This is a genomic window from Pseudomonas sp. PDM09 (assembly GCF_014852305.1).
Classification (GTDB): Bacteria; Pseudomonadota; Gammaproteobacteria; order Pseudomonadales; family Pseudomonadaceae; genus Aquipseudomonas.
In genome coordinates this window covers 299961-312322 of sequence record NZ_JACVBI010000008.1, presented here as the reverse complement: position 1 = coordinate 312322, position 12362 = coordinate 299961, and the positions used below count along the sequence as shown (strand labels likewise).

The 12362-nt window shown below is 58.5% G+C and carries 9 protein-coding genes; 7 read left to right on the top strand and 2 right to left on the bottom strand.

The window, feature by feature from the left end:
• Positions 1-73 precede the first annotated feature (73 nt).
• The 6 genes from panD (at position 74) to IB250_RS20700 (ending at position 9073) form a co-directional block, all read left to right on the top strand.
• A complete protein-coding gene (panD, locus tag IB250_RS20725; protein ID WP_003228271.1) occupies positions 74-454 on the top strand; it encodes an aspartate 1-decarboxylase in 381 nt (126 codons plus the stop codon).
• A 230-nt stretch (positions 455-684) separates the two neighbouring features.
• Complete coding sequence (pgi, locus tag IB250_RS20720) at positions 685-2349, top strand: glucose-6-phosphate isomerase (protein WP_007901989.1); 1665 nt, start codon at positions 685-687, stop codon at positions 2347-2349.
• Positions 2350-2579: 230 nt separating this feature from the next.
• On the top strand, positions 2580-4517 hold the full coding sequence (gene acs / locus IB250_RS20715; RefSeq protein ID WP_192345420.1) for an acetate--CoA ligase: 1938 nt from the start codon (positions 2580-2582) through the stop codon (positions 4515-4517).
• 191 nt (positions 4518-4708) lie between these two features.
• A complete protein-coding gene (locus tag IB250_RS20710) occupies positions 4709-5725 on the top strand; it encodes a class I SAM-dependent rRNA methyltransferase (protein ID WP_192345419.1) in 1017 nt (338 codons plus the stop codon).
• A 61-nt stretch (positions 5726-5786) separates the two neighbouring features.
• Positions 5787-8777 (top strand): DUF748 domain-containing protein, encoded by a 2991-nt coding sequence (locus IB250_RS20705; RefSeq protein ID WP_192345418.1) that lies wholly within the window; start codon positions 5787-5789, stop codon positions 8775-8777.
• Positions 8777-9073 (top strand): DUF2845 domain-containing protein, encoded by a 297-nt coding sequence (locus IB250_RS20700; RefSeq protein ID WP_192345441.1) that lies wholly within the window; start codon positions 8777-8779, stop codon positions 9071-9073. The genes IB250_RS20705 and IB250_RS20700 overlap by 1 nt, the downstream gene beginning before the upstream one ends.
• Before the next feature lie 266 nt (positions 9074-9339).
• Here IB250_RS20700 and IB250_RS20695 read toward each other — a convergent pair whose 3' ends face one another.
• Together IB250_RS20695 and IB250_RS20690 are read right to left on the bottom strand one after the other, a co-directional pair.
• Positions 9340-9696 (bottom strand): BON domain-containing protein, encoded by a 357-nt coding sequence (locus tag IB250_RS20695; RefSeq protein WP_192345417.1) that lies wholly within the window; start codon positions 9694-9696, stop codon positions 9340-9342.
• A gap of 318 nt (positions 9697-10014) precedes the next feature.
• Positions 10015-10434, bottom strand: a complete 420-nt coding sequence (locus tag IB250_RS20690) for a pilin (protein WP_192345416.1) — start codon at positions 10432-10434, stop codon at positions 10015-10017.
• Positions 10435-10660: 226 nt separating this feature from the next.
• On the opposite strand from IB250_RS20690, the gene pilB reads away from it, so the two are divergent.
• On the top strand, positions 10661-12361 hold the full coding sequence (gene pilB / locus IB250_RS20685; RefSeq protein ID WP_192345415.1) for a type IV-A pilus assembly ATPase PilB: 1701 nt from the start codon (positions 10661-10663) through the stop codon (positions 12359-12361).
• Position 12362: the final 1 nt, after the last annotated feature.

The following is a 12362-nucleotide window of genomic DNA, read 5'->3' as shown; positions in this document are numbered from 1 at the left end:
CCAGACTGTATTGCTGCCTCCAAAGCCTTCGGGCAAACTGCCCGCCGTTCGATTCCGACCTGGGGAAACACTCATGCACGCCATCATGCTCAAGGCCAAGCTGCATCGCGCCGAAGTTACCCACGCCGTACTCGATTACGAAGGCTCTTGCGCCATCGACGGTGAATGGCTGGACCTGTCCGGCATCCGTGAGTACGAACAGATCCAGATCTACAACGTCGACAACGGCGAACGCTTCACCACCTACGCGATTCGTGGCGAAGAAGGTTCGCGCATGATTTCGGTCAACGGTGCCGCGGCGCACAAGGCCAAGGTCGGCGACCGCGTGATCATCTGCGCTTACGCCCACTACAGCGAAGCCGAACTGCTTAACTTCAAGCCGCGCATGCTCTACATGGCGCCGGGTAACGAGTTGAGCCACACCAGCAATGCCATTCCGGTTCAGGTCGCCTGATCGAGCCCCTCCTCTGTCAGCCTTCCGTTTGTCGGACCGCTCCCGGTTTAAATGTTAAAAAAGTACCGGGAGCAGGTCAGACAAAGTCAAGACAGATTGCAGCGCGAGGTTTACTGTATTCGCCCTGCGCCATGAAATCGTGTCGACGCAGTTGACCGGACGCCCACCCACAGCGCTCCGGGATTTTTAGTGTTCAAAAGGCCGTTCAAGTAAAAAGGAAAACCGCAGCGATGGCGTATTACCGCACTCCTCACGACGTTACCGCTCTGCCCGCCTGGCAAGCGCTGAATGACCACCGCCAAGCCATGCAGGATTTCAGCATGCGCGAAGCCTTTAATGCCGATCCGCAGCGCTTTACTCAATTCACCCTTAGCAGCTGCGGCCTGTTTCTCGACTACTCGAAAAACCTGATCAACGCCCAGACCCGCAATCTGCTGGTGGGCCTGGCCAACGAAGTCGACCTCAAAGGCGCGATCAAAGCGCTGTTCGATGGCGAAATCGTCAACTCTTCCGAAGGCCGCCCCGCCCTGCACACCGCACTGCGCCGCCCGGTGGGCGACAAGCTGTCGGTCAACGGCGTCAACGTGATGCCCGATGTACACAAGGTGTTGAACCAGATCACCGACCTCGTGGGCCGCATCCACGATGGTTTGTGGCGCGGTTACACCGAGAAGCCGATCACTGACGTGGTCAACATCGGCATCGGTGGCTCGTTCCTCGGCCCTGAACTGGTGTCCGAAGCGCTGCTGTCCTACGCCCAGAAAGGCGTGCGCTGCCATTACCTGGCGAACATCGACGGCAGTGAATTCCACGAACTGACCATGAAGCTGCGCGCCGAGACCACGTTATTCATCGTCTCGTCGAAATCCTTCAACACCCTCGAAACCCTGAAAAACGCCCAGGCCGCACGCGCCTGGTACCTGGCTCAGGGCGGTTCGGAAGCCGAGCTGTACCGTCACTTCATCGCCGTTTCCAGCAACAACGCGGCAGCGGTAGCGTTCGGTATTCGCGAAGAAAACATCTTCCCGATGTGGGATTGGGTTGGTGGGCGTTACTCGCTGTGGTCGGCTATCGGTTTGCCGATTGCATTGGCCATCGGCATGTCGAACTTCAAAGAGCTGCTGTCCGGTGCCTACACCATGGATCAGCACTTCCAGAGCGCGCCATTCGAACAGAACATGCCGGTACTGCTGGCGTTGCTCGGCGTCTGGTACGGCAACTTCTGGGGCGCGCAAAGCCACGCGATCCTGCCGTACGACCACTACCTGCGCAACATCACCAAACACTTGCAACAGCTGGACATGGAATCCAACGGCAAGAGCGTACGCCAGGACGGCACGCCAGTGTCCACCGATACCGGCCCGGTGATCTGGGGCGGCGTCGGCTGCAACGGTCAGCACGCTTATCACCAGTTACTGCACCAAGGTACCCAACTGATTCCGGCCGACTTTATCGTGCCAATCGTCAGCTTCAACCCGGTGTCCGACCATCACCAGTGGCTGTACGCCAACTGCCTGTCGCAAAGCCAGGCGCTGATGCTGGGCAAGACCTTGGGCGAGGCCGAAGCCGAACTGCGCGACAAGGGCTTGAGCGAAGAGGAAGTACAAAAAGTCGCGCCGCACAAGGTGATCCCGGGCAACCGTCCAAGCAACACCCTGGTGGTCGAACGTATCAGCCCGCGTCGTCTCGGCGCACTGGTGGCAATGTACGAACACAAAGTCTTCGTGCAAAGCGTGGTCTGGGGCATCAATGCCTTCGACCAGTGGGGCGTGGAGTTGGGCAAGGAGCTGGGCAAAGGCGTCTACAACCGCCTGGTCGGCAGCGAAGAAACCCCGGCCGACGATGCCTCCACCCAAGGCTTGATCAACTACTTCCGCGGTCGTCACCGCGGGTGATAGGCTGAAGGGGCGGTTTGCCTGCCCCTACAGCTTGCAATATCGACAGTTCCACGGCACCGGGTTTACCGCAAAATCGGTGGCGTGCGCTATCACTGTAGGAGCTGCCGGAGGCTGCGATCTTTTGATCTTGATTGTAAAAAACAAGATCAAAAGATCGCAGCCTCCGGCAGCTCCTACGAGGGTCGCGCAGCTCCCCTCTTGTCGCAAAACAAGAATAAGGAACCGTCATGTTCGATATCAGCACGTTCCCCAAAGCCGATGCCATCCGCCGGGCTGCACAGTTAAGTCAAGATGACTACCAACGCCTGTACCGCCAATCCATCGAACACCCCAGCACCTTCTGGGCAGAACAGGCCGCACGCTTTCTCGACTGGAGCGCGCCGTGGCAAACCGTCCAGCGTTACGACCTGAAAACCGGTGAAGCGAGCTGGTTCGCGGGTGGACAGTTAAACGTCAGTTACAACTGCATCGACCGTCACCTGGAAAAACGCGGTGATCAAATCGCGATTATCTGGGAAGGCGATGACCCCGCCGAATCCGCCCAGATCACCTACAAAAAACTTCATCACAACGTCTGCCGACTGGCCAACGTGCTCAAAGGCCGTGGCGTGAAGAAAGGCGACCGCGTGTGCATCTACATGCCGATGATCCCCGAAGCCGCCTACGCCATGCTCGCCTGCGCGCGAATCGGTGCGATTCATTCGGTGGTGTTCGGCGGCTTCTCCCCGGACTCGTTGCGTGACCGGATTCTCGACGCCGATTGCCACACCGTGATCACTGCCGACGAAGGCGTGCGCGGCGGTAAATTCGTGCCGCTCAAACAGAACGTCGACACCGCGCTGCAAAGCTGCCCCGACGTGAACACCGTGATCGTGGTCGAACGCACCCAAGGCCAGGTTAGCTGGGTCCAGGATCGGGACATCTGGTACCACCAGGCTTTGCGCGACGTCAGCGATGACTGCCCGCCAGAGCCGATGGACGCCGAAGACCCGCTGTTCATCCTCTACACCTCCGGCAGCACCGGTAAACCCAAAGGCGTGCTGCACACCACTGGCGGCTACTTGTTGCAAGCCGCCATGACCTTCAAGTACGTGTTCGACTATCGCGACGGTGAAGTCTTCTGGTGCACCGCCGATGTCGGCTGGGTCACCGGCCATAGCTACATCGTCTACGGGCCGCTGGCCAACGGAGCGACCACGCTGATCTTCGAAGGCGTGCCGAGCTACCCCAGCACCTCGCGCTTCTGGCAGGTGATCGACAAGCACCATGTGAACATCTTCTACACCGCCCCGACTGCCCTGCGTGCGCTGATGCGTGAAGGTCCCGAGCCATTGAAGGAAACGTCCCGCGAGAGCCTGCGGTTACTCGGCACCGTCGGTGAACCGATCAATCCGGAAGCCTGGGAGTGGTATTTCAATACAGTCGGCGAGCAGCGCTGCCCGATTGTCGATACCTGGTGGCAGACCGAAACCGGCGGCATCATGCTCAGCCCGCTGGTCAGCACCCAACGGGTCAAACCCGGTTGCGCCACGCAACCGATGTTCGGCGTGCAACCGGTATTGCTCGACGAACACGGCAAGGAAATCAAAGGCGCCGGCAGCGGCATACTGGCCATCAAGTCCAGCTGGCCGGCGCAGATCCGCAGCGTCTACGGCGACCCGAAACGGATGATCGAAACCTACTTCAAGCCCTACCCCGGCTACTACTTCACCGGCGACGGCGCACGTCGCGACGAGGACGGCGATTACTGGATCACCGGCCGTATCGACGACGTGATCAACGTCTCCGGGCACCGCATCGGCACGGCCGAAGTGGAAAGCGCGCTGGTGCTGCACGACAGCATCGCCGAGGCCGCCGTGGTCGGTTACCCCCACGACGTCAAAGGCCAGGGCATTTATGCCTTTGTCACGCCCATGAATGGCACCGAACCCAACGACGAATTGAAGAAACAATTACTGGCGCATGTCAGCAAGGAAATCGGCAGCTTCGCCAAACCGGACTTGATCCAGTGGGCCCCGGCCCTGCCGAAAACCCGCTCGGGCAAGATCATGCGGCGAATTCTGCGCAAGATCGCCTGCAACGAACTGGACAGCCTGGGTGACACCTCGACCCTCGCCGACCCGAGCGTGGTGCAAGGGCTGATCGATCAACGCCTGAACCAATGAGCCCATGTTGTGAATTGGCCATCACATCCCTGTAGGAGCGAGGCTTGCCCGCGAAAGCGGTGTGTCAGGCGACATTGATGTTGACTGTCCCGCCGTCTTCGCGGGCAAGCCTCGCTCCTACAGGTACAGGTTCTTCATCGTCCAAGCTGTTAAACTCCCGCGCCCCAATTCCCTCCTGCAAGGCGCCCAGCATGTCTTCCTTGAATCAGGCGCTGCGCGCCGCCCTCGATCATCGTCAGGACCTGTTTGCCGAGCTGCATCAGCAAGGCACCGATTGCTATCGCCTGTTCCACGGCAGCCAGGAAGGCGTCGGCGGCCTGACCATCGACCGCTACGGCCCGCAACTGTTGGTGCAAAGCTTTCATCAGGCGCTGGAGCGTGACGCTCTTCTGCAACTGCACGAGATCGTCAATCAGCAGTTGGGCCTCGACACCCTGCTGGTCTACAACGACCGTTCCCGTGGTAACTCGCGCATCGACCGCGAAGACACCGTCTACCGCGCCGACGAAGCCGCCCTGCAAGATTTGATCGGCCACGAATGGGGACTGAACTACCGGGTGCGCGGGCGCCACGCTGGCCAGGACCCGTTGCTGTTTCTCGATCTGCGCAACGCTCGCGGCTGGGTCAAGGCGCACAGCAAAAACAAAAGTGTGCTGAACCTGTTTGCCTACACCTGTGGCGTCGGCCTCAGCGCCGCAGCGGGTGGTGCGAGCGAGGTGTGTAACCTGGACTTTGCCGAAGGCAATCTGGCGGTCGGCCGTGAGAACGGCTTGCTCAACCCGCAATTGCCAACGATGGAATTCATTCAGTCCGATTACTTCCCGGCAATTCGTCAATTGGCCGGTCTGCCTATCAGCCAGCGTCGCGGCCAGAAACTGCCGAGCTATCAACGTCTGGACCCGCGTCAGTACGATTTGGTGCTGCTTGATCCTCCGGCCTGGGCCAAGAGTGCGTTCGGCACGGTCGACCTGTTGCGCGACTACCAAAGCCTGCTCAAACCGGCACTGCTGACCACCGCCGACGATGGCGTACTGATCTGCTGCAACAACCTGGCGAAGGTCAGCATGGACGATTGGCGCGAGCAGGTTTTGCGCTGCGCAGAGAAGGCCGGGCGCCCGGTGCGCGAGTGGACAGCGCTGACACCGGGCAGCGATTTCCCATCGATGGATCAGCAGCCGCCACTGAAAACGCTGATTCTGCAGCTCTGAAAATTCGCACCGATAATCAGATAATTCCTATAAAGCCTGGTTGCTTCGGAACCGCAAACGCATGCCATACTCCAAGGCACTCCGATTCCGACAGATGAAGCCGCACATGCCCAAAGGATTGATTCGCGCTATCGGCGCCTTGTTGACTGCCCTGGCTCTTTATAGCCTGCTGGGGTTTCTGATTTTGCCGGGCATCGCGTTGCGAATCGCCAACCAACAATTGGCCAACTACGCCACGACACCTGCGACGATTCAGCGGATCGAACTCAATCCGTTCAGCCTTGAAGTCACCCTTTGGGGCTTGGTCATCGGCGAGCCGGGCAAGGAACAGGTGGGCTTCGAACGTCTGTACGCTAACCTGCAGATCGATAGCCTCTGGACCAAGGCGCTGCACTTGTCCGATATCGAACTGGACAAACCCAAGACCGAAATCCTTTTCGGCAAGGACGGCAAACTCAACCTGCTCGGCCTGTTCAAAATCCCCGCCAGCGAACCGACCCCGGTCGATCCGGACGCCAAACCATTCCCGCTGCGCGTGGAGCGGATCAAACTGGCCGGCGGCTCCTTGCATTTCGAGGATGCACGGCCCAGCGAACCCATCGAGTTCCTCTACGATAAACTCGATTTCGAACTGAAAAACCTCAGCACCCTGCCCGAAGACAGCGCCGACATGACGTTGGTCGCCGTCGGCCCGGCAGGTGGACAGATCGACTGGACCGGTAATTTCAGCCTGATCCCGATCGCCTCCGAAGGTAAGCTGAAAATCACTGACGGCAAGATGAAATCCTTCTGGCCCTATGTGCGTGATGCCGTGCCACTCGCACTCGAAGAGGGCGTCGTCAGCCTCAGCACCGACTACAAACTCAACCTGGCCAAAGAAACCGAGCTGCTGCTGAGCAACGTTGCCGTCAGTGTCGCGCCTTTCGCGATCAAGACGCCGGACGGTCGACCCCTGGTGAAGCTCGAGCGGCTGGACATCAGCGAAACCACTGTGGACCTGGCCAAACAGCAAGTGGTGGTCGGCAAGATCCGCAGCAAAAAACTGGAAACCTGGGCCGCCCTCGAAGCCGACGGGCAACTCGACTGGCAAAAACTGTTCGCCAGTCAGCCATCCAAAGCGGCCAACAAAGCCAATGCCGAGCCAGCCAGCACGCCGGCAGCAGCCGATTCGCCGAAGCCTGAACCGACCGCGCCGAGCAAGCCTTGGCAGGTGCTGCTCAAAGACGTGCAGCTACGTGACTATCAGGTACATCTGGCCGACCGCAAGGCACAACCGGAGGTCGCGCTGGAGGTGGGTCCGCTGAACCTGGACCTGCAAAATTTCGACAGCCTCAATGGCTCACCTTTCAACCTCAAGCTCGACACCGGCGTGGGCAAGCAAGGCAAGGTCACAGCGGACGGCGTGGTCAATCTGGCCCCTATCAGCGCCAAACTGAACGTGCAGACGAAGGACATCGACCTGCGCGTCGCCCAGTCCTACATCAACCCGTTCATTCGTCTCGAACTGCGCAGCGGCATGCTGGGCAGTGATCTGGCGGTCGACCTGAAAAGCACCGAACCGCTGGCGTTCAGCGTCACAGGCAAAGCCCAGGTCGATCAGCTGCATACCCTCGACACTCTGAAAACCCGCGACTTCCTCAAGTGGCAACAGTTGGTGCTCGAAGGCCTGAACTATCAGCACGGCGACAGCCTGTCGATCGACAAGGTCAACCTGTTCCAGCCTTATGCACGCTTCATGATCAACGATGATCGCACCACCAACGTCGATGACCTGTTGATCCCGCAACCGGCCGACTCCGGCGCCACAACCACCACTGCGGCCAAACCGGCAGCCGGAAAAGAAAAACCGCTGAGTATCCACATTGGCGGCATTGCCATCAATGACGGTTCGGCAAACTTCGCCGACTTCAGCCTGACTCCGAACTTCGCCACCGCCGTTCAACAGCTCAACGGGAAGATCGGCACCATCGACAGCCGCCAGGCAAAACCGGCCAGCGTCGACATCAAAGGCAAGGTCGACCGCTATGCACCGGTGACCATCAAGGGCTCGGTCAATCCGTTCGACCCGATGGCCAGCCTGGACATCGCCACCAGTTTCAAACGGGTAGAACTGACCACCCTGACGCCCTACTCCGGCAAGTTCGCCGGTTACCGTATCCGCAAGGGCCGGCTCAATCTCGACCTGCATTACAAGATCACCAACGGCCAGCTCCTGGCTGAAAACAAAGTGGTGGTCGAGCAGTTGCAACTAGGTGAAAAGGTCGACAGCCCGGACGCGGTGAGCCTGCCACTGAAACTGGCGATTGCCTTGCTCAAGGATGTCGACGGCAAGATTTCCATCGAACTGCCGGTGAGCGGCGACCTGAACAACCCTCAGTTCAGTGTCATGCCGATTATCTGGCAGACCCTGCGCAACCTGATCGTGAAAGCCGCCGCAGCGCCATTCAAAATGATTGGCGGGCTGGTCAGCGGCGGTGGTTCGGAAGACTTGGGCAGCGTGGCGTTCGCACCGGGCTCAAGTGACCTGAGCAAAGATGCCGAAACGGCGCTGGTCAAACTGTCCCAAGCGCTCAAGGAGCGTCCGGCCCTGCGCCTGGAAATCGAAGGCACCGCCGCCAAGAGCAGCGATGGCCCGCTGATTGCCGAGCAACGCCTGGAGCGGGAATACCAGTACAACTACTACAAGATGCTCCAGCGTCGCGGTGATAAAGTACCGGCCCAAGCCTCGTTGCTGGACGTACCGGACAACGAGAAAGGCCCGCTGCTTGAAGGGATCTACCGCACACGCCTCAAGACCCAGCCGCCCGCCGAATGGAAGGATCTGGGCAAGGAAGAACGCAGCAGAAAAATGCGGGAAGGCGTGATTGCGTTCTGGAGTTCCAGCGAGGTGCTGTTGCGTCAACTGGGGCAAGAACGGGCCAGCAGCATCAAGGATTATCTGGTGGACAAGGGGCAATTGGCCGATGACCGCGTGTACTTCATCGACGCCAGCCTCGGCGAGGCAGAAAGCGATGGCCGCGTTATCACGCCCATGCATCTGGATGCCGAATGATGGGCGCACATTGGCTTCTGAGCCTGACTCTGTTGCTGGTTGCCGGCCAGGCAGCGGCGGCCGAGACCTTGCGTTGTGGCAGTCAATTGATCAGCGTCGGGGACAGGTCCAGCGAAGTGCTGCAAAAATGCGGAGAGCCCGTTGCCCGCGACTTGCTGGGCTACAAGCGCAGCGCCAATCGACGGGAAGAATTTCAAGTCGAGGAATGGACCTACGGGCCCAACAGCGGGATGTACCAGTACCTGCGCTTTGAAGGCAACCGGTTGGTTCAAATCACCAGCAAGCGTGGGAATTAAATCCACCACAAACCAATGTGGGAGCGGGCTTGCTCGCGAATGCGGTGTGTCAGTCGGCATCAATGTTGACTGGCACACCGCATTCGCGAGCAAGCCCGCTCCCACAGTCGTTTTGCGTAGCCCGCAATAGAACAGGCCCCGACACGAATGCCAGGGCCTGTAATGGCCACATCCTTGTGGCCTTCGCATGAACTCTCAAGTTGCGGCAGACGTATGACTCGGCCCGTCTACCGCTCCTTCTCCCGGTCCAGGCGAGAAGCCTTGTCTTACTCGGATTTCAGGCCGTCAGCGGACACCGCTTTGACGCCTTTGATTTTCTTGGCGATAGCCACGGCGGTGGTTTTCTGAGCATCTGTCAGAACGGTCATGGAAGACAGGGAAACAACGCCTTTGTTGGTTTCGACTTTGATGTCGGTGCCTGGGATGCCTTTTTCGGTGACCAGGTCTGCTTTGACTTTGGTTGTGATCCAGGTATCGGAAACATCCTCTTTCGCTTCAGTGACTTCACCGGCGGCCAGCACCATGGGTGCCTGAGTCGCTTGGGTGGTCTGTGCAAATGCAGCGTTGGCCATGGTCAGGGTCAACGCGGTAGCAGTAGCGGCAGCGATAGCGAACTTCTTCATACGAGTAACTCCTGTATTTCTGGAAAGTCTGCTGCGTGTCTTGTCAGCAGGGTTACAGGAGATAGTGCGAACGCTGTGCCAACAGCGACATAAAAAATAAAACCTTTTAAATCAATAGGTTAACCATAATGGCAATTTCCGGAATCATGCAAATTGCATGACTGCGAAATTATCTACATGCAACTTGCGGGTTTTAACGCAGGCCTAAAGCCATGAATTGTCGGGGATTTTCTTGATTATTGAATTGGCCCACAAATGACGAGCAAAAAAAAATGCCCCGCGTCGTGAAACGTGGGGCATTGGCAGGATGACAATGGTTCAGGCGTCAGCGGCACCGGTGCAGCCTTTAGGAGTGTATTGCTGTTGAGCCGTGGTGACACAAGTCCAGCCGCCGCTGAGTGTACGCGAGAGCGTAATGGTCTTGTTGAGTACCGGCCCTGGAGCATTGAGGATCGTGCAAGCGATACTGCCCACACCGGTAGAGGAGGTGCCCGATGCCGAAATAGTGCAATTACCAGTGGTTACTGTACCGCCGATCAGAGCAAGGGTGGGATCGGTGCCTTGGTTAATAATGTCTTCGAAAGGCACCTTCAGTGCCGATATTTCTGCAAGAGCAGCAGTTACCTTCGCCCGCGCCTGGTACTTCGAATACTGCGGCAACGCAAACGTCGCCAGAATCCCGATGATCGCCACCACGATCAGCAGCTCGATCAGAGTAAAACCTTTTTGATTTTTCATAGACAGGCTCCATGCATGAGTCGAAATCTCATGATCTGAACAAGGCACAGCACAGGTCATGCCAAGCCGCGCGCGTCCCTGCCTGCTGGGCGCGAGATCGCGGCAAAGACCTTTCCTACTCCAAGGATCCGCACTATCTGACACTTTTTGTCACCTCACCCCGACTGGTTTGGTTCCACTGCTTGACTAGGCTATAAGTCATTCACTGTCTGCGTCCGGTATTCCAATGAATGACATCGCCCTTAGCGGTCTGGCCAAGCAATTGGTACTGGCCGAGCTGATCACTGACCAAAGTGCGCAACAGGCGTATCAACAAGCCCAACGCAATCGAATTTCGCTGGTCAGCTATCTGGTGCAAAACAAACTGCTGAAAAGCTGGCAGGTCGCTGAGGTGGCCTCGGAGCATTTCGGCATGGCCCTGCTGGACCTCAACTGCCTGGACAAGGACACCCAACCCCGAGGGCTGGTCAGTGAGAAGCTGATCCGCCAGCACCACGCCCTGCCCCTCTGGCGGCGTGGTAACAAACTGTTCGTGGGGATTTCCGATCCGACCAATCACCAGGCCATCAACGACATCCAGTTCAGCACCGGGCTGAGCACCGAAGCCATTCTGGTGGAAGAAGACAAGCTCAGCGACGCCATCGAAAAATTCTTCGACAACCATTCCACCGGTCTGGAAGACATGGCCGATGTCGACCTCGACGGGCTGGACATCGAGTCGGTCGATGACCAGAAACAGGACGTCCTCGTGGGGCAAGACGCCGATGACGCGCCGGTGGTGCGCTTCGTCCACAAGATGCTGCTCGACGCGATCAAGAGCGGCTCTTCCGACCTGCATTTCGAGCCCTATGAAAAAATCTACCGCGTGCGCATGCGCACCGATGGCATGCTGCGGGAGGTCGCCAGGCCGCCGACACAACTGGCCAACCGCATTGCCTCGCGGCTGAAGGTCATGGCCAGTCTCGATATCTCCGAGCGGCGCAAACCCCAGGACGGGCGAATCAAGATGCGCCTGTCCAAAAGCAAGTCCATCGACTTCCGGGTCAACACACTGCCGACCTTGTGGGGCGAGAAAGTGGTAATCCGGATCCTCGACCCGTCCAGTGCCCAAATGGGCATCGATGCCCTCGGCTACGAGCCCGACCAGAAAGACCTGTACATGGCCGCGCTCAAGCAGCCACAGGGAATGATCCTGGTGACCGGCCCTACCGGCTCGGGCAAGACAGTGTCGCTCTATACCGGGCTGAACATCCTCAACACCGTCGACATCAATATTTCCACTGCCGAAGACCCGGTAGAAATCAACATCGAAGGCATCAACCAGGTCAACGTCAATCCCAGGCAGGGACTGGATTTCGCCCAGGCGCTGCGCTCGTTTCTGCGTCAGGACCCGGACGTGATCATGGTCGGTGAAATCCGCGACCTCGAAACCGCCGAAATCGCCATCAAGGCCGCCCAGACCGGGCACATGGTGCTTTCCACCCTGCACACCAACAGCGCCGCGCAAACCCTGACCCGCTTGCACAACATGGGGATTCAGGGGTTCAACATCGCGACCTCGGTCAGCCTGATCATCGCCCAGCGCCTGGCGCGCAAACTGTGCAGTCATTGCAAAAAGCCCATCGAGATTCCCCGCGAGGCGTTGGTCAAAGAAGGCTTTCCCGAGGAACGCATCGGCTCGTTCACGATCTATGAACCGGTTGGTTGCGATCAGTGCAACAACGGTTACAAAGGGCGAGTAGGGATTTATGAAGTGGTAAAGAACACCCCAGAACTGCAACGGCTGATCATGGCCGAAGGCAATTCACTGGAAATCGACATCCAGATGCGTAAGGACGGCTTCAACGACCTGCGTACTTCGGGCCTGCTCAAGGCCATGCAAGGCATCACCAGCCTTGAAGAAATCAATCGGGTCACCAAGGACTGAA